General features: G+C 53.1%; 25 protein-coding genes, 2 pseudogenes and 1 riboswitch. Of the genes and pseudogenes, 15 read left to right on the plus strand and 12 right to left on the minus strand.

All coding sequences use genetic code 11. The annotated features are described in order from the left end of the window. Positions 1-181 precede the first annotated feature (181 nt). A complete protein-coding gene (locus ET464_RS11515) occupies positions 182-1,057 on the plus strand; it encodes an AraC family transcriptional regulator (RefSeq protein WP_129441024.1) in 876 nt (291 codons plus the stop codon). A 38-nt stretch (positions 1,058-1,095) separates the two neighbouring features. On the opposite strand, the gene wsfD is transcribed toward ET464_RS11515, so the two are convergent. Next, on the minus strand, positions 1,096-2,520 hold the full coding sequence (gene wsfD, locus ET464_RS11520; protein WP_129441026.1) for a glycan biosynthesis hexose transferase WsfD: 1,425 nt from the start codon (positions 2,518-2,520) through the stop codon (positions 1,096-1,098). A gap of 424 nt (positions 2,521-2,944) precedes the next feature. Between wsfD and ET464_RS11525 the strand changes: the two genes are divergently transcribed. The 3 genes from ET464_RS11525 to ET464_RS11535 are packed head-to-tail and all read left to right on the plus strand — an operon-like array spanning position 2,945 to position 5,572. Continuing rightward, positions 2,945-3,940, plus strand: a complete 996-nt coding sequence (locus ET464_RS11525) for an ABC transporter ATP-binding protein (RefSeq protein WP_129441028.1) — start codon at positions 2,945-2,947, stop codon at positions 3,938-3,940. Continuing rightward, positions 3,937-4,749 (plus strand): ABC transporter permease, encoded by an 813-nt coding sequence (locus ET464_RS11530; protein WP_244226510.1) that lies wholly within the window; start codon positions 3,937-3,939, stop codon positions 4,747-4,749. The genes ET464_RS11525 and ET464_RS11530 overlap by 4 nt, the downstream gene beginning before the upstream one ends. Beyond that, on the plus strand, positions 4,733-5,572 hold the full coding sequence (locus ET464_RS11535) for an ABC transporter permease (protein ID WP_129441030.1): 840 nt from the start codon (positions 4,733-4,735) through the stop codon (positions 5,570-5,572). Before ET464_RS11530 ends, ET464_RS11535 begins: the two co-directional genes overlap by 17 nt. Positions 5,573-5,660: 88 nt before the next feature. Here the strand turns inward: ET464_RS11535 and ET464_RS11540 are convergent, their stop codons facing one another. From ET464_RS11540 to ET464_RS11550, 3 genes are all read right to left on the minus strand, one after another. Then, positions 5,661-6,131 carry a DinB family protein gene (locus ET464_RS11540; RefSeq protein WP_129441032.1) on the minus strand — a complete coding sequence of 157 codons (471 nt, stop codon included), beginning with the start codon at positions 6,129-6,131 and terminating at the stop codon, positions 5,661-5,663. A 209-nt stretch (positions 6,132-6,340) separates the two neighbouring features. Next, positions 6,341-7,201 carry a histidinol-phosphatase HisJ gene (gene hisJ / locus ET464_RS11545; RefSeq protein WP_129441034.1) on the minus strand — a complete coding sequence of 287 codons (861 nt, stop codon included), beginning with the start codon at positions 7,199-7,201 and terminating at the stop codon, positions 6,341-6,343. Positions 7,202-7,268: 67 nt separating this feature from the next. Next, positions 7,269-7,613, minus strand: a complete 345-nt coding sequence (locus ET464_RS11550; protein WP_129441036.1) for a winged helix-turn-helix transcriptional regulator — start codon at positions 7,611-7,613, stop codon at positions 7,269-7,271. A 152-nt stretch (positions 7,614-7,765) separates the two neighbouring features. Here ET464_RS11550 and ET464_RS11555 point away from each other — a divergent pair, with 152 nt between their 5' ends. Continuing rightward, positions 7,766-8,488 (plus strand): DsbA family oxidoreductase, encoded by a 723-nt coding sequence (locus ET464_RS11555; protein WP_129441038.1) that lies wholly within the window; start codon positions 7,766-7,768, stop codon positions 8,486-8,488. After that, positions 8,485-9,498: an LLM class flavin-dependent oxidoreductase gene (locus ET464_RS11560; protein WP_129441040.1), complete on the plus strand. Its 1,014-nt coding sequence runs from the start codon at positions 8,485-8,487 to the stop codon at positions 9,496-9,498. Before ET464_RS11555 ends, ET464_RS11560 begins: the two co-directional genes overlap by 4 nt. A gap of 248 nt (positions 9,499-9,746) precedes the next feature. On the opposite strand, the gene ET464_RS11565 is transcribed toward ET464_RS11560, so the two are convergent. Beyond that, positions 9,747-10,271: a hypothetical protein gene (locus tag ET464_RS11565; protein WP_129441042.1), complete on the minus strand. Its 525-nt coding sequence runs from the start codon at positions 10,269-10,271 to the stop codon at positions 9,747-9,749. A gap of 163 nt (positions 10,272-10,434) precedes the next feature. Here ET464_RS11565 and ET464_RS11570 point away from each other — a divergent pair, with 163 nt between their 5' ends. Then, complete coding sequence (locus ET464_RS11570) at positions 10,435-10,620, plus strand: hypothetical protein (RefSeq protein ID WP_129441044.1); 186 nt, start codon at positions 10,435-10,437, stop codon at positions 10,618-10,620. Positions 10,621-10,832: 212 nt separating this feature from the next. Here the strand turns inward: ET464_RS11570 and ET464_RS11575 are convergent, their stop codons facing one another. Continuing rightward, complete coding sequence (locus ET464_RS11575) at positions 10,833-11,297, minus strand: acyl-CoA thioesterase (protein WP_129441046.1); 465 nt, start codon at positions 11,295-11,297, stop codon at positions 10,833-10,835. A gap of 186 nt (positions 11,298-11,483) precedes the next feature. Next, positions 11,484-11,588, plus strand: a riboswitch (TPP riboswitch). Between the two features lie 106 nt (positions 11,589-11,694). Here ET464_RS11575 and ET464_RS11580 point away from each other — a divergent pair. The 6 genes and pseudogenes from ET464_RS11580 to thiE all read left to right on the plus strand — a co-directional run bounded on the left by ET464_RS11580 (position 11,695) and on the right by thiE (position 16,793). Then, on the plus strand, positions 11,695-12,480 hold the full coding sequence (locus ET464_RS11580) for an ABC transporter ATP-binding protein (RefSeq protein ID WP_244226511.1): 786 nt from the start codon (positions 11,695-11,697) through the stop codon (positions 12,478-12,480). Next, complete coding sequence (locus ET464_RS11585; protein WP_129441048.1) at positions 12,458-13,231, plus strand: ABC transporter permease; 774 nt, start codon at positions 12,458-12,460, stop codon at positions 13,229-13,231. Before ET464_RS11580 ends, ET464_RS11585 begins: the two co-directional genes overlap by 23 nt. A 1-nt stretch (position 13,232) precedes the next feature. Beyond that, positions 13,233-14,270 (plus strand): ABC transporter substrate-binding protein, encoded by a 1,038-nt coding sequence (locus tag ET464_RS11590; RefSeq protein WP_244226512.1) that lies wholly within the window; start codon positions 13,233-13,235, stop codon positions 14,268-14,270. An 83-nt stretch (positions 14,271-14,353) separates the two neighbouring features. Next, positions 14,354-15,162 (plus strand): annotated as a pseudogene (gene thiM, locus ET464_RS11595) (hydroxyethylthiazole kinase). Positions 15,163-15,316: 154 nt separating this feature from the next. Next, positions 15,317-16,144, plus strand: a complete 828-nt coding sequence (thiD, locus tag ET464_RS11600) for a bifunctional hydroxymethylpyrimidine kinase/phosphomethylpyrimidine kinase (protein ID WP_129441050.1) — start codon at positions 15,317-15,319, stop codon at positions 16,142-16,144. Positions 16,145-16,181: 37 nt separating this feature from the next. Then, positions 16,182-16,793, plus strand: coding sequence for a thiamine phosphate synthase (thiE, locus tag ET464_RS11605; RefSeq protein WP_279630134.1), 612 nt, complete (start codon positions 16,182-16,184; stop codon positions 16,791-16,793). A 99-nt stretch (positions 16,794-16,892) separates the two neighbouring features. On the opposite strand, the pseudogene ET464_RS11610 reads toward thiE, so the two are convergent. From ET464_RS11610 to ET464_RS11625, 4 genes and pseudogenes are all read right to left on the minus strand, one after another. After that, positions 16,893-17,169: pseudogene (locus ET464_RS11610) on the minus strand (hypothetical protein). Positions 17,170-17,399: 230 nt separating this feature from the next. Continuing rightward, positions 17,400-17,711: a hypothetical protein gene (locus ET464_RS11615; protein ID WP_129441054.1), complete on the minus strand. Its 312-nt coding sequence runs from the start codon at positions 17,709-17,711 to the stop codon at positions 17,400-17,402. Positions 17,712-17,862: 151 nt separating this feature from the next. Continuing rightward, positions 17,863-18,546: a deoxynucleoside kinase gene (locus tag ET464_RS11620; RefSeq protein ID WP_129441056.1), complete on the minus strand. Its 684-nt coding sequence runs from the start codon at positions 18,544-18,546 to the stop codon at positions 17,863-17,865. Between the two features lie 121 nt (positions 18,547-18,667). After that, complete coding sequence (locus ET464_RS11625; protein WP_129441058.1) at positions 18,668-19,615, minus strand: hypothetical protein; 948 nt, start codon at positions 19,613-19,615, stop codon at positions 18,668-18,670. Between the two features lie 216 nt (positions 19,616-19,831). Between ET464_RS11625 and ET464_RS11630 the strand changes: the two genes are divergently transcribed. Next, positions 19,832-20,392, plus strand: a complete 561-nt coding sequence (locus ET464_RS11630; RefSeq protein ID WP_129441061.1) for a glutathione peroxidase — start codon at positions 19,832-19,834, stop codon at positions 20,390-20,392. A 196-nt stretch (positions 20,393-20,588) separates the two neighbouring features. Here ET464_RS11630 and ET464_RS11635 read toward each other — a convergent pair whose 3' ends face one another. Continuing rightward, a complete protein-coding gene (locus tag ET464_RS11635) occupies positions 20,589-21,173 on the minus strand; it encodes a hypothetical protein (RefSeq protein WP_244226513.1) in 585 nt (194 codons plus the stop codon). A 148-nt stretch (positions 21,174-21,321) separates the two neighbouring features. Here ET464_RS11635 and ET464_RS11640 point away from each other — a divergent pair, with 148 nt between their 5' ends. After that, positions 21,322-21,723, plus strand: a complete 402-nt coding sequence (locus ET464_RS11640; protein WP_129441063.1) for an Abi family protein — start codon at positions 21,322-21,324, stop codon at positions 21,721-21,723. 134 nt (positions 21,724-21,857) lie between these two features. Here the strand turns inward: ET464_RS11640 and htpG are convergent, their stop codons facing one another. Further along, the gene (gene htpG / locus ET464_RS11645; protein ID WP_244226514.1) at positions 21,858-23,738 is read right to left on the minus strand and encodes a molecular chaperone HtpG; all 1,881 of its coding nucleotides are present in this window, start codon (positions 23,736-23,738) and stop codon (positions 21,858-21,860) included. Between the last annotated feature and the right edge of the window lie 13 nt (positions 23,739-23,751).

The raw sequence follows: 23,751 nt of genomic DNA on the forward strand, positions 1-23,751 counted from the left end.
CCGTCCGATTTGCCAATAATGCTGATGCGAATCTATTTTCAATTACAACTCATCCTTCCGTTTCAGTCGCAGCACCTTATGTTATACTTTTTATTATAAAAGCCAAATTCCGACTTAAAAATAGCGTAATCCAGCATATTTATACTCTTATTTGATATTCATATCCCAAAGGAGCTGTCCGATGAAATTTGCCCGCAAGCCTTTTGAAGCCGGTTCCGCCTTTCCGTTCGATTACGACTATCGCCAGCGCAAAAACATGAAAACCGAGCTGCCCGATCATCTGCATGACTGGCATGAAATCGTCTATGTCCATGAAGGAAAAGGGACTTTTTTTATCGACCAGACGCTGTACGACATGCGGAGCGGCAGCCTGTTCCTTATTCCCGGCAACACGATCCATCAGGCGTTTCCCGATCCGGAGGAGCCGGTAACGACAACCGCCGTTTTTTTCAGCACCTCCCTTGTGCAGGTTCCTCAGCTGGACGGCCAATTCTCTTATTTAAGCTGCCTGCAGCATGCCAAAAAATATAAAAGCTACAAATACGAGCCTCCTGCGTCTGAACAGTCCGCTATGGAGCAGCTGCTTGACGATATGGCGCTGGAACGGAAGCAGGAGCAGCAAGGATACCGGCAGGCTATGCTGCTCCTGCTTGAGCGGCTGCTGCTGCAGCTTGGCCGCAGCATCGTGCCTCCGGGGGAAGCCGGGGCTGCCTCCGCTGCGGTTATCGGCCCGCCCTGGATCCGGGACATATTGCGCCATATCGACGAGCAGCCGGAGGCCAGCTTGCCTCTGACGAGTCTGGCGGAGCGCGCCTCCGTGACGCCGGCGCATTTTTCCCGCGTATTCAAGCAGCTGACAGGCATGAACGTCACCGATTACGTAACTACGAAGCGGATTATCCGCGCCAAGGAGCTCCTCCGTGCCGAAAGCGATTCCGGCATCCGGGAAATCGCCGAACGTTGCGGCTTCGAGACGCTGCCGCATTTTCACCGCATGTTCAAGAAGCTGACCGGTACGACGCCGGCCGCATATAAAAAAAGCGCTCCCCCGCATTAATGGCGAGGGAGCGCGGAAAGCGCATCTTGGCGCTTCTATTACCGCTTGTACACCAGCTTGATCAGTTTGGAAGCGGCGTATACGACAGCCGCCGATGCCATCATATCAAAGCATACATTAAACAAAAACAAATGTTTGCCCAGGTCGGCTTCGCCGTCGCCTGCGAGCGGAATCGAAAAGGCAGCCAGCCCAACAAGCCCAAGCAGCGCAAACAATTCGATAAATATTTTGGTTTTGAGCAGATTGCTCCGCACATATTCCACCAGCAGCACTGCGTAATAAACCGCATAAAACCATGCCAGGAAGGCCAGGCTGTCCGGCATATGCTTATGCTTCAGCTCGCTCCAGCCGCTCAGCTTATACGCTATTGCACCGTACGGCTTGCCCGCCGACTTGTCGTAGCTGCCGAGATAATAAGGACGGATCGACATGCTGCTCGCGGCGCCGGCACGCATTTTATCAACAAAACGCGAAGGATGCTTCAAGTAATACAACACGACATCTTTGTGGCTCAGCTTGTCCAAATAGGACGACAGCTCGGGATCATCCTGCTTGATGACCGTATCCTTCTGAAAATAGTTGGTCCCTGCGTTGACGATAAATTTTTGCGGCAGGCCAAGCTCCTTCAAATCTTCCGCGGGATGCGGCGAGTTTTTTAAGATGCCGAAGAAGATCGTCTGGTACAGGTTCACATGCTTGAAGCCTTGCGGCGCCGCTGCATACATCGCAACCGATGCAAGCAGCAGGGCGCAAATGCCGGCAAGCGCGCCTTTGCGCCATTTGTTGTCCGGACGGACTACGCGCAGCCGCAAACCAAATAATGCAAACAAAAGGCCGATCGGCGCATTTTGCAGCTTGGTGCACGCGATAAAGGCGGCTGCCGTAAAAAACAGCGCAAGCAGCCAGCCGCTTGGCTTTTTCGCCCGGAGCACGCCCGCCGCCGCTCCAAATGCCAGCAGCATGGAAATAAACGTGACCGGTTCGCCAAAAAAGGAGTTAAAGTACGCAATATAAGCGACATCCAAAAATACAAATGCAAGCACGGCGACTAGCACCGTATTGGCCGGGACCGAGCGCTGCTTGAAATATTTGGCCGCCAAATATAAAGCAGCCAGGAACAAGACCGAATACAAGCCCGATAAAACGCGGATGTCAAACACATGCGGATTGATAAGCCGGCCGATGCCGCCGGCCAGCAGCACCAGCAGCACCTGCAGCGATACGTATCTGCCCAGCTGGAACGGACCGTAGCCGTATTCCGAATGCGCGTAGCCGAAATACCGGTCCTTGTAGCTTTCATCGGGATTCGGGTAATCAATGCCGGCCGCCGACATCAGCCGCAGAAAATCCCCGTTATCGGCTACGCCAACCAATGGTTGTGCAAACAGCGTAACGATAAGCACCACAAGCGCAATCGCCGGGAGCACCCATTCGCTTTTGAGCGAAAATCTCTTTTTTCTCAATTCCTTATCCTCCAAACCGTAAAAAAACAATTCCGGCCAAAGCGCCGCCGCCTCCGTATCTCTCCCCGGAACATATACGCGATCAGCATATCCATGCCGGAGGAAGCACCTTCCATATAGCAATCATAGTCAGTAATGCCATAGGATGCAATCCATCTTTACGCCGAAAAAAGCGATTGCCACACCTGACATATCATGTTAATATATGGGAAATCTATATTCGGAAGGGCTTCTAGGGATCCGACTCCATCGGGATGGCGAACCAAGCGAAGCCGGCTTGCTGCTGCGGCAGTTAAGCTACACCGTAAAGAATAAAAGACCTTCGGAAAGTTCCGCCTGCAACTAGGCGAAACGGACCGGGGGTCTTTTTCGCTTTATTGCAGCAAAGTTTCATCATCCACTCGATAAAGGAGAGTTGTCTGTTATGTCCATCCGGGTTGAGCAGCTGGAGAAATCGTTCCGGCTGAAACACAAGAAAGCCGGCATTGCCGGAAGCCTCAAGGCGCTGGTTCATCCGCAATATGCCGACAAAATAGCGGTAGAAGGCATAACCTTCTCCGTAACCCAAGGCGAAACGGTCGCCTTCCTTGGTCCTAACGGCGCGGGCAAATCGACCACCATCAAGATGCTGACCGGCATTCTTCACCCGTCGTCCGGCACGGCCGAAGTGCTTGGCTGCTGCCCCTGGACGGAGCGGACGAAGCTGGCTTACCGGATCGGCTCGGTATTCGGGCAAAAATCGCAGCTCTGGTACCATCTCCCGCCAATCGACACATTTGAGCTGATGAGCCGCATTTACGAGCTGCGGAGAAGCGACTATTTGCAGCGCCGTGATGATCTGATCGAACGATTCGAGCTCGGCCCGTATTTGCATACAGCCGTGAGGAAGCTGTCGCTGGGCGAACGGATGCGCTGCGAGATTGCCGCTTCCCTGCTGCATCGCCCGCAGGCGCTGTTTCTCGACGAGCCGACGATCGGGCTTGACGTCGTCGTGAAGCAGCGAATCCGGGAGCTGATTCTGGAATTGAACCGGGAGGAAGGGACGACGGTGTTTCTCACTTCCCATGATGCGGGCGATGTGGAGAAGCTGTGCGACCGGGCTATTGTCATCAATCACGGGCGGCTTATCTACGATGACCGCGTCGATGATATGAAGCAGCAGTTTCTGACGCACAAAACGGTACAGCTCGTGCTGGAGGAAGATCCGGGAGAGCTGGAGCTTGCTGGCGTATCGGTTGTAAACCGGAACGGAGCGCGGCTGACGCTAAACGTAGATACGGCGCTTACAAGCATCGAGGCGGTATTGTCCGCCCTGATGGCGGCACACCGCATTGTCGATATGACCGCACAGGACCCGCCGATGGAGGATGTCATTACGCAAATGTACGCCACGTTTAACGGAAAGGAGGCATTTGGATGATCCGAATGATCAGCTTGTCGAAGCCGTCCAAATATCTATTTATCGGTAAAATTACACTTCGCAATCAGCTCGCTTATATCGCCGATTTCCTTGTGCGCTCACTGTTCCTGATTCTGATCCTGTATATTTTCATGCAGCTGTGGCAGACGACATTTCATGGCGAAGGCTCCTCCTCCATCAGCGGCTATACGTTCCGGCAAATCATGTGGTACCTCGTCGTTACCGAGTCGATGGTCATTGCGACGCCCAGCTTGTGCACCCGGATTGAAGGAGAAGTCAAAAGCGGCGATGTGGCGTTTAAGCTGATCCGTCCGGTCAGCTTCCTGGCGTTCCATTACGTGGAATATATGAGCGAGGTAGCTCTCCGGTTCGTGATTAATCTGGCGCTTGGCTCCGCCGTCGGTCTGCTGCTTGTCGGCTCTCCTCCTGTCAGCGCCGGTTTGCTGTGGCTGCCGCTGATCGCGTTCGGCGGATTTACGGTCAATTTCATGCTAGGCATGCTGGTTGCGTTAAGCGCGTTTTGGGTGGAGGAAACAAGAGGGCTTGAATTTGTTTATAACAAAATATTGTTTACCGTCGGCGGCATGCTGATGCCGCTGGAGCTGTTTCCCGAAAAGCTCCGGCAGATCGGGCATTTTCTCCCTTTTCAAACGATCGTCTATTTTCCAGCCAAAACGGCCGTCGCTATGCAGCCGGATGCGCTTGCCGGCATGCTGGGCTTACAGCTGCTGTGGGTGGCGCTTATCGGAACAGCCGTATGGCTCGTATACAGGAAAGGAGTGCGAAAGCTGAATGTTAACGGCGGATAAACGGGCGGAACTAACGGAATATGGCAAGCCGGGCAAGTTCGGCCGGCTGCTCCGTTTTATAGGGTTAAGCTGGAAGCTGAATTTGGCAGGGGCGATGGAGTTTCGCGCGAGCTTCCTGTTGACGGTAGGCACCATGATTGCCAACAACATCGTCTGGATTATTTTTTGGGGCATGTTTTTCGGGCGCTTCCCGGTGCTGAACGGCTGGACGCTGCAGGATGTGATGATGATGTGGGCGGTGGCGTCAGCCGGCTTCGGCATCATGTCGGTGTTTTTCGGCAACGCGACAAGGCTTGCAACTCTTATTGCAACGGGGCAGCTCGATATTTATTTGGCTCAGCCAAAGCCGGTGCTGCTGAACGTGCTGATCAGCCGCATGTCGGTCAGCGCCATCGGGGACATCTTGTTTGGGCTTGGAATCTTTGTTTGTTTCGGGGATGTATCCTTGCTTGGCATCGCCAAGTTTGCACTGTCGCTTGCGGTCTCCGCTCTTATCTTCATCTTTTTTTGCGTCATTGCCGGCTGTTTGTCCTTTTGGCTGGGCAATACGGAGGGGTTAAGCTTCCAGCTGTTTAACGCCCTGCTCACGTTCGCCACGTACCCGACCGGCATCTTTAAAGGATTTGGCCGTCTGGTGCTGTTTTCGGTCATCCCGGCCGGATTCATCAGCGGCATGCCGGTCTGGCTCATCAAGGACGTCAACCCGGCGTTTCTCGCCGGAGCGACCGGCGTATCAGCGCTGCTCTGCGCAGGCGGTATTGTGCTGTTCTACGCGGGACTGCGCAAATACGCTTCGGGCAATATGATGGGGCTGCGGCAGTGAAGCAGCTTCCGTCCCTTTAGCCAGCAAAAAGCAAACAGCGGCCGTCTTGAGCATGAAGACGGCCGCTGTTGCTTTTTGTTATTCCGGATTAAAACAACCCCCGCCGGATAAAATTGGCCGTTACGGGCACTTTGCCAAGCTCTCTCGACCATACGGACAACTGGCCGATATGGTGAATTTCATGTGCGATGACATGCCGCATGATTTCCCCGTATTTAAAGCTGACCTTCTCCCCGTTGGGCCAAGTATCTGTTAATACCTTTTGCTCCATATCCTCGGTCCAAGCTGCTGTGAAAGGGCGGACTTCCTTGTGAAACTCCGCGGATAAATCCATCACCTGCTTCAGGCTGGCATAGGCATCAAAAGGTTCCTTAAATTCCGGTTTCCCTTCCAGCCCGCAAATCCAGCTGTATTCCACATCTATAATATGAAATAAGGTGTGCAGAATGCCGCCGACCCCGCCTGTCCGCTTCTTGAGCAGTTCTTCTTCCGGAACGTCCCTGCACCAGTCGAACCAATCTTGCCGTACTTGCCAGTTGTATTCGAATAATTTCAGCACGCGCTAGCCTCCTATTGGTTTATAGCCGGTAATGAAAATAGCAGCGGGGTTATCCTGCATCATCGGACACCGCCTTCTTCCTTTATAATAGTATTGTAACGGAGCAAAAGCCGGGTTGGCGGGCGAAATCAATTATGCAGAAAAAAAGCCAGGCACCGGTTATATGCCGGCGCCTGGCTGATGTACTTGCCATATTTACGTATGCCGCGTTACGCCCGTTCGCCGTGCAGCTTGTGCATCAGCTGCTCGTATACATCATAACCGCGGCCAACATGGCCGGGGTTATGGGAATCCGAGCCGTATACAAGCGGGATGCCGCGTTTGACGGCTTCGCGCAAAATCCATTCCGGCGGGTATACTTCCCGGCATGCCGGCTGGTACAGCCCTGCCAAATTGACATCAAGCTCCATCCCTTTGGCCTGCACTTTGTCCAAAATTCGCAAAATGGCATCGTTGCAGCAGTCGGGATCCGCCGGCGCTGCAGCATCTTTAAATTTATGAATAAGCGTCAAATGCCCGACCCGCTTCGGCTTGTACAGCCCGAGGTCGGCGTCGATGCTTTGCTCGACAGCTTCGTAATAAGCTTCATAAACCCGTTCGGCACTGCCGTAATAATCAACAAGCCCTTCCTTAAAATCTTCCGCCGTATAATCGACACAGCGCCAGCCGCCTTTGCCCGGCAAATAATGAACGGACAAGAGGCTGTCCTCCAGCCGTCCGGCACATTCGTCCAGCATGCCTTTGGTCCATTGCTCCATGCCCGGTATATAGTCGACTTCGAGTCCGGCCATCAGCCGGATCGAATCTTTGTACTGCTCCCGCAGCGATTCGGCCATATCCAGGTATTCGCCCAGCCGCTTCATCGGCATCGCCAGCTCATCAATTAAAGCCTGCCCGTTTGGAATTCGGGAAGTCAGCGCCTCCGGCAGCGGCGGATGTTCCGTTATGCTGTAAGTTCGAAAGCCTTGCGCAATCGCATTTTGCACGTACAGCTCCGCATGGTCTCCGGAACCGTGATAACAAAAATGGGTATGGGTATGCCCATCCCGCTTGTCCATTTGCCCTGCCATTTATCTCATCGCCTTCCGTTCAATATAAACCTGCTACACGCATTATAGGCACCGGCCGGATTGATCGTCAACGATGGCCGGATGCATTCCGGGCCAAATATTTGGCGCCCCACGCATCCAGCTGCTCCAGCACAGGCAGCAAATCGCGGGCGATCTCCGTCAGCGAATATTCCACTCTGGGCGGTACCTCCCGGTATACTTCCCGGTGCACCATGCCGTACTTCTCCAGTTCGCGGAGCTGCTGGGTAAGCATCGACTGCGTCACATGCGGAATGGCGCGCTGCAGCTCGCTGAACCGTTTCTTTTGCTCCCGAAGCTCCCATAATATAATAATTTTCCATTTTCCGGAAATGACATTTTGCGCATGTACAATCGGGCATTCCTCAAATGTGGCAATATGATTGGCAGCCATCCGGGCAATCTCTCCTTCATCCAATAGTACACAAAAGCATACTACCTTTGGATTTGCATAGTACTTGTGCTTTTGATGCTTTTTCTATAATCTTAGAGTAATTTGCGGGCGCTGTCACCTGCCGCCTGGGAATAAGGGAGGATATATAGACGATGGAAATCGAAGTTTGGTCTGATTATGTATGCCCGTTTTGTTATATCGGCAAAAGACGATTCGAAGCTGCGCTGCAGCAGTTTAGACATAAAAATGAAGTGAACGTTATATACCGGAGCTTCGAGCTTGACCCGACAATCAGCCGGGACGGCAATCCCGGCGTATACGATATGCTGGCTGCCAAATACGGCATGAGCCGCGAGCAGGCAATTGCCAACACCAGCCATATTACGCAGCAAGCCAAAGAGCTTGGCCTGGACTATTATTTTGACCGCACGATTCTCACGAATACGTTTGATGCGCATCGTCTGTCGCATTATGCTGCTTCCAAAGGCAAACTTAGCGAAATGACGGAGCGTTTGTTAAAAGCGCATTTTACCGATACGCTTCATATCGGCAATCCGGAGACGCTGGCGGATTTGGCTGCGGAAGTCGGCCTTGACCGTGCAGAAGCACTCGCGGTGCTGGAGAGCGAACAATTTGCCAATGAGGTGCGCGCAGACGAAAACGATGCCGCGTCCATTGGCGTAAGAGGCGTGCCGTTTTTTGTATTTGACCGCAAATACGCGGTTTCCGGCGCACAGCCAAGCGAAGTGTTCCTGGATGTGCTGCAAAAAACATGGAACGAAGCCCATCCGCTTACCGTTGTCGGCTCCGCTGACGGCGTCGTATGCGGTGAAGACGGCTGCGTCATTCCGGGAAAAGAAGGCGCAGGCCAATGATTAAGCTTGGCGTATTGGATCAGGTATATGTCAGCGAAGGAAGAACCGCAACAGACGGTTTATATGAAGCGGCACGGTTAGCGCAGGAAGCGGAGCGCCTTGGTTATTCGCGCTTTTGGGTGTCGGAGCATCATGCGATGCGGGCGCTTGCTTTTTCCAGCCCGGAGGTGCTGATTGCTCACCTCGCAGCAGCGACCAAACGGATCCGGGTTGGCTCCGGCGGCATTATGCTGCCGCATTACAGCGCGTACAAGGTGGCGGAGAACTTCCGGCTGCTTGAAGCGCTGCATCCGGGCCGCATCGACCTTGGCCTCGGCCGCGCGCCGGGCGGCATGCCGCTGGCAACAAGAGCGCTGCAGCAGGATAAATACGTCGATGTGAATAAATTTCCGCAGCAGGTGCTGGACCTGATTGGTTATTTGCACGATGCGATGCCTCCCGGCCACCAGTTCGAGAAGCTGGTTGCTTCGCCGGTGGTGCCAACCGCTCCGGAAATTTGGCTGCTCGGCTCGAGCGGCGAAGGCGCACGAATTGCCGCTATGCTGGGCACTAACTACGCGTTTGCGGAGTTTTTCGGGACTCCTGGCGGGCAGGAAGCAACCCACTATTACAATAATCATTTTGAACCCAATCACGTGCTGGAGGATAAGCCGCGTTCCATGATTGCAACGCTGGCGATTTGCGCCGAAACGGAAGAAGAAGCGGACCGCCTTGCCAGAAGCGCGGACCTGTTGTTCCTCGGCATCCGCACCGGGCTTGAAATGCCCTATATGCCCTCCGTCCAAACGGCAACGGATTACCCGTATACGGAAATGGACCGGCTCCATATTCAGCAAATCCGCCAGCGGCGCATCATCGGCACGCCCGAGCAGGTGAAGGAACAGCTGCTGCGCATGGGCGAAGAGTATAACGTAGGCGAAATTTTGATCAACAGCCCGATCCACGATCCGGAGGCGCGCATCCGCTCTTACGAGCTGATTGCCCATGCATTTGGGATGCGGGGCGAATAATAGCGGAGCTGAATTTCAGCCCTGAGCTATAAACAAGCGGCAGCACGGGACATCCCGGTCTGCCGCTTGTTTTGTTGTTATGCGAAGGCCGGCAGCAGGCCTGACGGCTATGTAAACGCCTCAAGCCACTCGCAGCCCTCAGGAAACTGCTGCGATAAAGCGGTTTTCAGCCAAGCTTGCCGCTCCTTGGCTAGCATTGTAAAAAAAACATCTTCTGCATTACCTTTTGCCGCATGTTCCGCACGGGCTTACCAGCCTTGGGCCTGCAGCCGCTCAAGCGTCTCAACCGCATAATCGACCAGACGCCCGACGTCCTCCATCTGCTCTTCATTAATCGTCCGGTTAAACCGGATTTCCGCCGCATTGCGGTAAACCGGCGGCTCGTGCCCGTACTCATAGCTGATCGTCTGAACAGGCGGCAGCGCCGGATTCCATATTTCCTTCAATATTTGATCAATCGTACGGCAAGCCTGTTCGGTTTCCTCCAGCTCCAGATGGAACACGACGCGGAGAACGCAGCCTGGACTAGCCCCCTCCTGCTCCAATATTTCAGCGGCAAGCTCCTTCAGCGATGCATCCAGCACGATTTCCGCCACAGCGTTCCCGCCTCCTTCCGTCAGCCGGAAAGCAATTGCAAAACGCCTCGACATGACGGCCATCTCCAGCAGATCGCTTCTGCCGGTCGCAAGCACCTTGCCGTCCAGATTATCCAGATCGTAAACGGCGTTCTCGAACGCCACTTTCAAATTGTCAAACACAGTAGGATCAAACATGCTGTTTTCACTCCAAGTCATTAATTCATTGTGCAGCTGTATTCCGCTTTGATCCGGTATCGCTGGTACGGGATAATTGGCCGGGTTTCTTCGCGTAGCAACCGGCCGCCGATTTACGTATAATATAGTTCTAACCAATATCGAACGACAGGAGAAAGTTGTGATGAAAATTTACGTCATTCTTTCCTTCCATGAAGATGGAATGGATAATGTATATGTCGGTACGGATGAAGAAAAAGCGCTGTCCTTGAAGCCCGAAGATTTCGAACCTTGCGACGCGCTGTTTGTTGAAATTTGGGAAGACGGCGAAAAAATCGACGACTACCGCCTGGAAACAAAAGTGCAGTAAGCCTGCAGCCCTTCCGCTCCGGCTGCGCTTGCCGCAAATGCAGCTAGCGCTGAATTTACACCGTCCAGCCCGGGCGCTGGTAACAGGTGCGATGCTGCGCCAATCGCCATGCCGCTAATGCCGGCATGGCAGCGGCCTATGTCTTCTCCGGCGCAGCAAACAGCCGCCCGGATCAATGGGCACTATGGCTCCGCACTGGCGGCGCGGACAAGCTATTGCTCCAGGCTGCCGCCTTCAAATGCCGCAATCCGCTCGCGGGCGGTGTCGGGGATTGGCGTGCTTTTGCCAGTGCCTGTATCAATCAGCACGATAGTGCCGCGGCCAGCCGCTTTCAGTTCGCCGTTTGCGGCAAGCGCGTAATGAATGTCGATCGAGGACCGGCCAAGGCGAGCCGCACGCACATGCAGGCGCAGCGGATCTTTTAAATACACCTGCGCCAAGTATTGGCATTCCAGGTCCGCGACCACCGATACCCTTTCCTTCCCGAACAGTGCATCCGTCAAATCCAGATTCTCAAAATAATCGATTCTTCCTTGCTCAAAATACATAAAATAGCTGACATTATTCACATGGCCCAGCATATCCGTCTCACAATAACGAACCTTGATCGGCACATCAAAATGAAACTTTTGCAGCCAGCCTTCCATATCCGGTTGAATGAAGCTGATTTTTTTCATAATCCGCAATCTCCTTCATGCTGCCAATTGTTTACTTGCTTTATTGTAGTGCGATTGCGCATGTTTCGCAATGAACGGCATGCCGAGGATACAAACCCGCTCGCCCTCCGCGCGTGAATGTGTTATAGTGTAAAAGCTGAACAAGTATTCGCGATGCTTGATGTTTTTCCAAAAAGTTCATATCGACTGATTCACTAGGGGTGTCTAACGGCTGAGATGGAGCGCTTGCGTTCCGAACCCTTGGAACCTGATCTGGATTATACCAGCGAAGGGAAGTGGAGTGAGCATGCCTGGTTAGGCCGTCATTTGCGACGGTTTATTTCAAACGGCCCGTTCCTTTCCTTTTGCGGAAAAGAACGGGCCGTTTTTATTTTTTTGACTTGGAGGTACACGAGAAGTGGCAGACACAACGCTGGAAATCGAACAGCTGGACTTCCGCTATGCCGGACGCGGGGCGGAAAGCCGGTATTTGCTCCGCGATGTAAACCTGCATGCGGACGCGGGCGAGTTTGTTTCGTTAATTGGTGCAAGCGGCTCCGGCAAAAGCACGCTGTTTAAGCTGATTGCCGGACTGCTTCAGCAGGACGGCGGCATAATCCGGCTAAACGGCAAGCCGGTTCACAACCGGCTTGGCCAGGTCGCTTACATGCCGCAAAACGACCTGCTGCTGCCATGGCGGACGGTGCTGGACAACTGCCTGCTGCCCATGGAGCTGGCCGGCCGAAAAAAACGCGACCGTGAGCCAATGAAGCAGCAAGTTCGCGGTGTGCTCGCAAGCTTTGGGCTAGCCGGCGTAGAAGCCGCTTATCCCCGGGAACTGTCCGGCGGCATGAAGCAGCGCGCCGCTTTGGCGCGGACGCTGGCCTGCGGCCATGAGCTGCTGCTGCTGGATGAGCCGTTTGGCGCGCTGGATGCGATGACCAAACGCGGCATGCACCGCTGGCTGCTGGAGCTATGGGGCGGCATGAACCAGACCGTGCTGTTTATTACGCATGATTTGGAGGAAGCGCTGCTGCTCAGCGACCGGATTTACGTGCTGGGCGGCGATCATCCCGGAGGCGCAGCCGAAGTGAAGATCGGACTGCCTCGGCCGCGGGATTACCGGATGATCTATGAGCCCAAGTTTATGGAGATGAGACAACAATTGGAGCGGATGCTGGATGAACAAGCGATTTTTTCATAGATGGGCGGAAAATTACGGCCTGTTTCTGCTGCTGCTCGCCGCATTGCTTGCTGCCTGGGAAATGGCGGCCCGCCTCGGCTGGGTCCCTTCGTTTATTTTACCCGCGCCTACTTCCGTCGGCCAGGCGCTGGCGGATGACCGTTCCCTGCTGCTGGGGAAGCATCTGCCTGCAACGCTGCGGGAAGCCGGCTTAGGGTTCGCCGTTTCCGTTGCCATCGGCACGGTATTGGGCGTACTGATGCATACGTCCCGTCTGCTGGCCAAAGCGCTGTACCCGTTTATCGTCATCAGCCAGACGATTCCGCTTATTGCGCTGTCGCCCGTGCTCATCATGTGGCTGGGCTACACCATATGGGCCAAAGCGGCGATCGTTTTTTTGACCGCCTTCTTCCCGGTTGTCGTCAGCACGTACGACGGCCTGTCGCGCAAAAACAACGGATACGCGGAGCTGCTGCTGACGATGGGCGCGACCCGCGCGGAAATATTCCGCAAAGTCAGCGTCCCGCTTGCTCTTCCCGCTTACTTCTCCGGCTTAAAGCTGGCGATCGTGTATTGCGTCGTAGGGGCTACGATCGGCGAGTGGCTTGGCGGCACCGAAGGGCTGGGCTACTTCAGCAAGCGGATGTCGGGCAGCCTCCACACCGATTCCATGTTTGCGGCTATCCTGCTGCTGTCGCTGCTGGGCATTGTTTTATTTGCCGCGGTTGCGGCGCTCGAGCGGCTTATTTTACAGAAAAGGGGTTATGAATGAAATGATAAAATCTTATTTTTACCGAACCGGACCAACCCTGCTTTTATTGCTTGCATGTATGCTTATCCTCGGGGCTTGCGGCACAAACAACGGCAGCACCGCGGGGGCTGGCTCCACTTCTGCCGGGGAGCAGCCGAAACCAAAAGACAAGCTGACCATCATGCTGGACTGGTACCCTAACGCTGTCCACTCCTTCCTGTACGCCGCGCAGGAGCTGGGTTATTTTGCAGACGAAGGGCTGGACGTGCAAATCCAGATGCCTGCCGATACGAATGATGCGCTGAAGCTGGCGGCTGCCGGCAAAGTCGATCTGGCGCTCAGCTACGAACCGCAGGTGCTCATGGCACGCGGCGAAGGCATTCCGGTCAAGTCGGTTGGCGCCGTTGTCCGGCATACGCTGAACCACCTGTTTGTGCCGGAAGGCGGACCGATCCAGTCCCCTAAAGACCTGGAGGGCAAGACGTTGGGCTATTCCTCCATTCCGCTGGAGGAAGCCGTCATCCGCACGATGGTTCAAACCGACGGCGGCAACCCCGACAAGGTGAAGCTGGTTGATGTTGGTTTTGATCTGATCCCGGCCATCGCGACCAAACAGACGGATGCCATTATCGGCGGATTCATTAACCACGAGAAGCTGCTGCTGGCCAAAGAGGGCCATCCGGTAGCCGACCTGGACCCGGCCAAATACGGCGTGCCGGATTATTATGAGCTTGTATTTACGGCAAGCGACGATACGCTTGCTTCCAAATCGGATGCGATCAAACGTTTTATGGCGGCGGCAGCCAAAGGCCAGCAATACGTTAAAGACCATCCGGCGGAAGGCCTCGGCATTCTACTGAAACATGAGGACAAAACAAGCCCGCTGGATAAAGACGTCGAAACCGAAAGCCTGCAAATTCTGCTGCCGCTGATGGATGCCGGAGACAAGCCGTTTGGTTACCAAGATCCGGAATCGTGGGCGAAGGTGCAGGCATGGCTGCAAAGCAACGGCTTGCTGGACCCGTCCGTAAAAGCCGAAGATGCATTCGTCAATTTATAGGATGGTGCAGGCCGGCCATTTTGCATGGTCATAAATCCTCATCCCTTTACAATACGTAACACCATTATAAGGAGGCGTTATTGATGTCTTATTTGAACCTCGTACGTGAACGCAATCCGCTTGTGCACAACATTACGAACCTCGTCGTCACCAACTTTACGGCCAACGGCCTGCTTGCTTTAGGAGCTTCGCCGTTTATGGCTTACGCCCCCGAAGAAGTCGAAGATGTTGCCCGGATATCCGGCTCTGTTGTGCTGAATATCGGGACGCTGGACGAAAATATTATCCATGCCTGCCTGCTTGCAGGGCGTTCTGCGAATACGGCTGGCGTGCCCGTCGTGTTTGATCCGGTTGGCGCAGGCGCAACGCCGTACCGCACGGAAGCGGCCGAAACGATTATCAAGCAGGTCAAAGTAACTGCGCTGCGGGCAATGTCGCGGAAATCGCCAACGTTGCCGGAGAAGAGTGGTCCATTAAAGGCGTAGATGCCGGCGAAGGGGATGGCGATGCTGCCGCCCTTGCCAAACGCGCCGCGCAAAAGCTCGGCTGCATCGTAGCGGTTACCGGCAAAGAAGATATCGTGTCCGATGGCCTGCAAACAGCTGTCATTAGCGGCGGCCACCCGATTTTGACCAAAGTAACGGGCACCGGGTGCCTGCTCAGCTCGGTTATCGGCGCTTTTCTCGCGGTTGCCGGAACGGACGCGCCGAATCGTTTTGATGCGGTGACGGAAGCACTGGCTTTTTACGGCATGGCTGCGGAAGCGGCCTATGAGCGGGCGGGCAGCCAAGGCCCCGGCAGCTTCCAAACCGAGTTTCTGAACCAGTTGGCGCTGCTTGCGCCGGAGGAAACTTCTCTACAGTCCAAAATCCGCCATTTATCCGTTAAATAACAAGCTTATGCTTCCGGAGCAAGATTTTACTGCGGTGTAGTTTCTGTGAAGCAATGCTTCGTAAAACTTTTAGGCTTATGCTTCCGGAGCAAGATTTTACTGCGGTGTAGTTTCTGTGAAGCAATGCTTCGTAAAACTTTTAGGAGGGATAAGCATGACCGTTTATCAGGCACTTACGATTGCCGGCTCCGACAGCGGAGGCGGCGCAGGCATACAAGCCGACCTGAAGACATTTCAGGAGCTTGGCGTATACGGCATGAGCGCGATTACCGCCATTACGGCGCAAAATACGCTGGGCGTGCACGGCGTTTACCCGATGGATCTGCTGGCGGTCGAAAGCCAGCTGGATGCAATTGGCGCCGACCTGAACCCTGGCGCGGTGAAAACCGGGATGCTGTTCAGCGCCGATATTATCGGCATCGTTGCCGATAAGGTAAAGCAATACGGCTGGAGCAAGCTGGTCATTGATCCGGTGATGGTCGCCAAAGGCGGCTCCGCGCTGCTCCAGCAGGAAGCGATCCGCGCATTGAAAAAGCAGCTCATTCCGCTGGCGCTTGTCACAACGCCCAACATTCCGGAAGCCGAGCTGCTGTGCGATATGCCGATCCGGACGCTCGCCGACCGCGAAGAGGCAGCCCGGCGCCTCGTGCAAATGGGCTCGCGCCATGTCGTCATGAAAGGCGGCCATGATGCCAATACGGAGCAGCTCGTCGATATGCTGTATGACGGAACGGAATTCATTTATTTGGAAAGCGCCCGTATTGATACGCGGCATACGCATGGCACGGGCTGCACGTTTTCCGCAGCGATTGCGGCGGAGCTTGCTGCAGGCAAAACAGTGGAAGAGGCGGTTCGCACCGCCAAAGCGTTTATCCAGGCAGCGATTGAAGACGGGCTTGGCATCGGCGGCGGCCACGGGCCTACGAACCATTTTGCCTACCAGCGCCGCTTAAGGGGGATGAGCCGTGCCGACGTGGAATGAAGAAGCGATTCGCCGCGCGCTAAAGCTGTATTTTATTATGGGCAGCGTGAACTGCAGGAGTGCGGCTGCACCGGCTGAGGTGCTGAGGGAAGCTATTCGGGGCGGCATTACCCTGTTTCAGTACCGCGAAAAAGGAGCCGGGGCGCTGACGGGTGAAGCGATGCTGGCGCTTGGCGCCGAGCTTCGCGATATATGCCGCGCATCCGGCATTCCGTTTATCGTCAACGACGATATCGAGCTGGCCATTGCGCTGGATGCCGACGGCATCCATATCGGGCAGGACGATGCTCCTGCGGATGAAATCCGGCGGCGCGTCGGCGAAGGCCGGATCGTAGGCGTATCCGCCCATACGATAGAGGAAGCCCGCAAGGCGATTGCCGACGGCGCCGACTACTTGGGCATCGGGCCGATCTACCCGACATCGTCCAAGGACGATGCCAAGCCGGTGCAAGGCACCCGCCTGCTTGAGAAGTTAGCGGCTAACGGCATCCGTATCCCGCTGGTTGGCATCGGCGGCATTACAACAGCCAATGCGGGCGAAGTTATGCGCGGCGGCGCCGACGGCATCTCGATCATTTCAGCCATCGCTGCTGCCGGCTCTCCCGCCGAAGCAGCACACGAACTGCTTGCAGCCGTTCAGAGACCATAACCAGAAGAAGCTATCGCCCGTTTACAGGCAATAGCTTCTTTTTTTAGATTGTTTAAATACCACGGTGCAGCTCTGCGGATAAGAGCGTTATTGCTTACATTACGCTAACGATTCCGCCAGCTCGTTCAAGCGGTCCCATGTTTCGGTAATGCCTTGCAGCATGCCCATATCCAGCACGGTTTTGAGCGCTTCCTCCGATGCGTGGGAAAATCAACGAGGCAAGCCGGGACTTCCCAGCCTTTTGGCCCCCACCAGCGATTCAGATGCTCCGCTCTTTGAACAAGCTGTACACAAGATTGCGGGGCGCATGAAATACACGCTCCAGCACCAGCACGCGTCCGTCCTCTACTTTGGACACCGTTTCATTCGTAAACATCATTATTCCTCCTTTTAGACAGGTTTCATATGTTCGCTTGTTGTTTTCCTTCTGCAGCTCCAGCAAGTAATTTTCCAGGTTGTCAAACCGTTTTTCCATCACATGCCTAAAGGGCTTCAGTCATACCGTCAGCGGGCCGTCGCGCAAAAGTTTCACCACCCGCATCCGGGGCGGCTCTGCCCATGCGCATAGTTTCCTATAAATGACATTTTAACTTTAAAGATAATGTATTACTCCTGACTCTGGCGTTCCTTCCACTTTTGCACGGCCTTACGGGAAGCCGCATATAATTTCACGGCTAATGCGTTTACTTCATTTTCAAAAGTGCCGTACATGAGCAGCAAAAAGCCTATAACAATAAAAAAGATAGAATAGCGGGTCGGGGCAGTTCCTCCCATGTCCCGTAAGGCGGTCCCGAGCTTTCCAGGAGGCGTTGACCAGCCTCCCAATTCAGCTGCATATTTAGCAGCGGGAATATGAATCGCTAAATAGAAAATAATCCCTACTAAAAATAAAAAACCGCCGACCAGCATTTTTTTCAACCCGCTCGCTCCTCTTTTTCCGTTTTCCCTCTTCATACTAAACGGAATTTTTTACCAAATGTTGCGGGGGTTACAGCAGAAAAAAAAACAGCCCCGGCGGGCTGCTTTCTGCGGCATGATGCAGGCTCCTGCTTCATGCTCCAACTCTGTTCTACACTAAACGCCCGCCTGCTGCGGCGGCTTCCGCTTTGGCCAGGCGCGATGCCTGCACGACCCGGCTGATTTGCGCGATAATACCGTCCAGCGATGCCGGATCATGAACATCGTATTCGTCGATGTTCAGCTTCAGGACGGGACAAGCGTTAAACTCCCCGATCCATGCCGCGTAACGCTGGTGCATCCGTTCCCAATAAGTGCGTTCGGTCTGGATTTCCATCTCGCGCCCCCGTTCTTCGATCCGGTTCAGAATGGACGGCAGGCTGCCCTCCAAATAAATAAGCACATCCGGATGCGGAAAATACGGCGTCATCACCATCGCTTCAAACAAGCCGGTGTAAGTCGCATAATCGGTTGCGGTCATCGTGCCTTGATCCGCGTGCATTTTCGCAAAGATGCCGGTATCCTCGTAAATGGAACGATCCTGCACGAAACCTCCGCCCGCTTCATAGATCGCCTTCTGTTCCTTGAACCGTTCGGCCAAAAAATAAATTTGCAAGTGGAAGCTCCACCGTTCAAAATCGTGGTAAAACTTCTCCAAATACGGATTATGGTCGACCTGCTCCAGCGAGGTCCGAAAGCCAAGGCGTTTCGCCAGCGCGGCCGTCAGCGTCGATTTGCCGACACCAACCGTTCCGGCTACGGTGATCAATGCGTTAGAAGGAATAGAATGCTCCATATACGATAGCTCCTTTGCGATAACAACGTTCCGTTACAAAAACGACCTTCCTATTGTACCATATGGAAAGCCGGGAGCAATGGATGATTATACCGCGCCGCGCCTTTTCCCCGGCTGCCGGCTACTCCGTTTTTTGCTGCTCCAGCCACATCGTACGCTCGTTTTTCATCAGCTGAAGCTTTGCCTGTGCCGCTTGGTGCTGCCCTTCGATTTTTTGGACGGTCATCCGGACCTCATGCGCCGCATCAAGCGCCTGCTGCTGGGCTTCCTTCACTCGTTTCTGCACTCTCATATCCGAAAAGAAATCGTCAAACCAAATGTCGCCAATCTTCATCCAGCTTCCGATATTCACTTCAATGTCGATCGTTTGTTTGACATCTGCCAGCTCATCTTTAAACGTCTGCATCAAGGATTTGGCCGTTTCAATGGAACGTTTCGCATCATCGATATAGTTGTGCTTGTTGATCGAGCTTATCATACCGCCGCCGCCCCAAGTATCCCAGTTGCCCCATTTGATCGCGCTCTCGAAGCTTTCAATAGCCGGCTCCAGCGAAGCCAATACCCGTTTCCCGGCTGTCAGCGCTTCGCTTAGCTCGCGGACATGTGCCGTCTGCTCTGCGATTTGGCTTTCCATCTTCTCCAGTTCAGCAGATGCTTCCGGTTGCGCTCTTAGCAGCTGCTCTTTTTCCGCCAAAAGCCGGCTATAGTCCTGTTCCGCATACTGGATAGCATTAATCTGATCCACTGCCTGTGCAATTGCTTCCTTCAGACGTGCGCATTCGTCCTGGACCTCCTGCAGCTTCAGCCCCGCCGCTAACGCTTGCTGGCGCTCCAGCTCCAGCTGCTCCTCTTTGCTGCGAAGCAGCGTGTGCCACACATTGGACCACGATAACCGGTTCAGCTTATCGACATCGGCCTGCTCCGCGTCCAGCTGCACCTCCAGCCCCGGAATAAGCCGCTCCTGCTCCCTCAGCCTTTGCCGCAGCTGCTCATATCTGCGCTCTGCCCGTTCCAGCTCATGCTTCTTCTCTTTTGCTTCCAGCAGCCGTTCAAACAATCTCTCCGTCATGCGCCAACCAGCTCCCCGCTTAAAATGATTTTCCATTTATACGCCAAATGTTTAAAGATGTTTCGTCCTATGCGTTTATGGCTTTATGGAAATGACCTGGTCTATGAAAATAACTTATTGGATTAAACTATATACTTCATTTTATTTATATATTATACCAATAGAATTTCCTGTGTTATCCTGTCATCATCACACTGATGGGGGTGAAACTTGGATATGTCTATCTATGATTTTCGCGTGAACAGGATAAACGGCACACCGATTGATTTGTCCGTTTATCAGGGGAACGTTCTGCTCATCGTCAATACGGCCAGCCGGTGCAGTTATTCCCGCCAATTTGTCGGCCTTCAACAGCTTTACGAACGTTATCCAGGGCTCGAAATCCTTGCGTTTCCATGCAACCAATTTAACGACAAAGAGCCGGGAACTAGCTCCGGCATCCACAGCTATTGTGAAAGCAGCTTTGGGATAACATTTCCGTTGTTTGAGAAAATCGAGGTCAGGGGCCAAAACGCACATCCGCTGTTTAATTATTTGACTGAAAAGGCTCCCTTTCAAGGATTTAATGTTCAAACTCCCGACGGTGAAAAAATGCAAAAGTTTTTACAGGAAAAATACCCGGAGCTGTTAGCCGGTCATGGAGTGAAATGGAATTTCACCAAGTTTTTAATCGATCGAAACGGCGAGCTGTATGGACGATATGAAACGACGACGGAACCATGGGAAATAGAATCCGCCACTCAAAATTTGCTTTCCGCCCAGGTAGACCGGGTGTAACCGATTCGCATGCCTGCCCGCTCCATATTGTTTTGGCTCGTTGAGCCATAGGCGCATTGGCCGACCACTAGCCCGCAGTTCTCCAGCGCTGCCTCAAATATCCGCCTGCGCAAAAAGGCCGATTGCAGCCCTTGCCTTCTAAATGCCGGAAGTGTAGCGGCAAACGTTAACGACGTGATACCGTTATTCGCATACATTACAGCTGCACCGGCTGGCGTTCCATCCACGAACCCAAGAAATATCCGCCAGCCCGGGCGGTTATACAACACTTCATTGTTGGCGGCAACATACGGAGCGCCGCTTTCCGGCAATCCGGTCCCCAAGCAGTGCAGCTTTCCATATAGCGCAAACTCATCCTCCTGAATTTCGCGTATAGTGAGGTTTGGCGGGTACTGGGGGCGGCTGCAGCCGGAAGCCCGTACATCGTAGTATGAAATCCTTGCTGATGAAATCCTTTGCTTGCCAAAACCTGCAGCAGCTTGGGGCTTGCTTTGGAAGGAATGATCTCGAATTGGCAAGACCTGTCCCGCTCGCGGTAAAATTGAATCATATCGTCCACGTGCTCCACATCGTCAGCCGTCAGCCCTTTTACCGTATTGAATGTCCCCCAAGGCATTGTCCGGACATAAAAAGCTGTAGCTCCGCCAAACTGCATAATCTCCGCACCTTCCGGGTTGCCTTCCCGTTCTCGGATGGCGTTCACTCTGGAAACCATATATTCCGTCTCGGATTGCTCGAGGCGTTCCGCCAGCTCGGCTGTTACAACAGGAAATTGCTCCACGTTAATCCCCCTTGTCTTTTATAGAGAAATGCGATTTACAAATTCTCTCAAATCAACTATTGTAAATTTAACAGATCTCGCCGAGCCTCTGCTTTGAAAAAAGCAAGCGTAATACGGGCGAGCCATTTTTTATTTGGAGAGTACTTTGATGAGTAATGATTCTATCTATCCTCAAGTTAAACCTCCTCTTCCATATGAAGAACAACTCCAGCTCCTTAAATCACGTGGATTAATCGTTAATGATGAAATAGCTGCTTTAAACATCCTTAAGCGAATAAGTTATTACAGATTAACTGCATATACACTTACATTTAAACAACAAGACATATTTACTTCTGGGACAACCTTTGAAACCATTTATCGACATTATGAATTTGATAGTAAACTTAGAAATATTGTGATGGAAATTATAGAACATGTCGATAAATTCAGACCAGCTGATCGAAACTTCGAACTGCAGAATCGCACTCTGTTCGCAATCATATTTAATATGAAGTATTTAATCCTATTCGTTTATTGGGATTTACTGAAGATTGGTACTCATTGTTAAGCACAAATAATTAGATACCTCTTCCATTAAACTTCAACAACACAAAAATCCCCTCCCTAAAATTCTAGGCGTTGTAACGCCTGTGATCCAGAGAGGGGATTTTCATTTTCATTTATACCTGTGAAGCTATGCGGTTAAGCCATTATTTTGCAAATGTCGTTCGTGAACGCAACCGGGTCCTGGATAGGCAGCCCTTCGATCAGCAGCGCCTGATTGTACAGCAGGTTGGTGAACAGCGCCAGCTTCTCTTCGTCTTGCCCAAACGCTTTTTTGAGCGATTGGAACACTTCGTGGTTGACGTTGATTTCAAGCACCTTGTCGGCTTTTACTTCCTGGCCGTTAGGCATCGCGTTCAAAATTTTCTCCATCTCGATTGTGAGCTCGCCTTCCGAGGACAAGCAGACCGGATGGGATTTCAGGCGCTTCGACGCCTTAACGCTTTTCACTTTGCCGTCCAGCAGCTGCTGCATCCGCTCGAACAGCTCTTTGCTGTCCTGCTGCTCGTCAGCCGCTTGATCTTCCGCATCGCTTTCGATGCCGAGATCGCCGCTGGATACCGACTTGAATTCCTTCTCCTTGTATTTCGCGATGATTTTAATCGCAAATTCGTCGATGTCTTCGGTCAGGTACAGGATTTCGTAGCCTTTATCCGACACAAGCTCGGTTTGCGGCAGACGGTCGATCCGTTCGATCGAAGAACCGGTTGCGTAATAGATAAACTTCTGGTCTTCCGGCATGCGGGAAACGTATTCGTTTAACGATACAAGCTTGCGCTCCTTGGACGAGTAGAACAGCAGCAGATCCTGCAAGTCGTCTTTGTTCACGCCGTAATCGTTATAAACGCCAAATTTCAGCTGGCGGCCAAACGCGCTGTAAAACTTCTCGTAGCTGTCGCGCTCATCCTTCAGCATGCTTTGCAGTTGGCTTTTAATTTTGTTTTTAATGTTTTTGGCAATCAGCTTCAGCTGGCGGTCATGCTGCAGCAGCTCACGGGAAATGTTCAGGGAAAGATCCTCCGAATCCACCATCCCTTTCACAAAGCTGAAGTAGTCCGGCAGCAAGTCGCCGCATTTGTCCATAATGAGGACGCCGTTCGAGTACAGCTCCAAGCCTTTCTCGAACTCTTTTGTGTAATAGTCAAAAGGCGTGTTCTCCGGAATAAACAGGATCGCATTGTAGACGACCGCACCGTCCGCGCTAATATGAATATGCTTCAGCGGCTTGTCGAAGCCGTAACGCTTCTCGAAGTAGAAGTTCTCGTAATCTTCGTCCTTCAGCTCGCTTTTGTTTTTGCGCCAGATCGGCACCATGCTGTTAACGGTTTGTTCTTCCGTATACGACTCAAATTCGCCTTCCGCATCCGCTTTCGGACGTTGCCCGGAAATCTCCATCTTGATCGGGTAACGGATAAAATCCGAATACTTCTTCACGATGGCGCGAAGGCGGTACGTTTCCAGGTACTCGTCGTACGAATCCTCTTCGGTGTTGGCCTTGATATGCAAAATAATATCCGTGCCGGCCGTTTCTTTGGACGCCGGTTCAATCGTGTAGCCTTCCGCGCCTTCGGAATGCCAGCGGTACGCTTCATTTGCGCCCCATGCCTTCGAAATTACAGTCACTTCGTCCGCCACCATAAACGCGGAGTAGAAGCCAACGCCAAACTGGCCGATAATGTTGTGGCCGTCCTTTTGCTCGGTTTCCTTTTTAAAAGCAAGCGAGCCGCTTTTCGCGATGACGCCCAGGTTGTTTTCCAGCTCTTCCGGGGTCATGCCGATGCCGGTATCGGAGATCGTAAGTGTCCGCTTGTCCTTATCGGCTGTAATTTTAATGAAATAGTCTTCTTTGTTAAACGTCAGACCCTCTTCGGTCAACGCCTTGTAGTACATTTTATCAATCGCGTCGCTTGCGTTAGAGATGAGCTCCCGGAGGAAAATTTCCCGCTGCGTATAAATCGAGTTAATCATCATTTCCAGCAAACGTTTCGATTCGGCTTTAAACTGCTGCATAACGGCCATTGAAATGAAGCAC

The sequence above is a fragment of the Paenibacillus protaetiae genome, from assembly GCF_004135365.1.
Taxonomy (GTDB): domain Bacteria; phylum Bacillota; class Bacilli; order Paenibacillales; family Paenibacillaceae; genus Paenibacillus_AP; species Paenibacillus_AP protaetiae.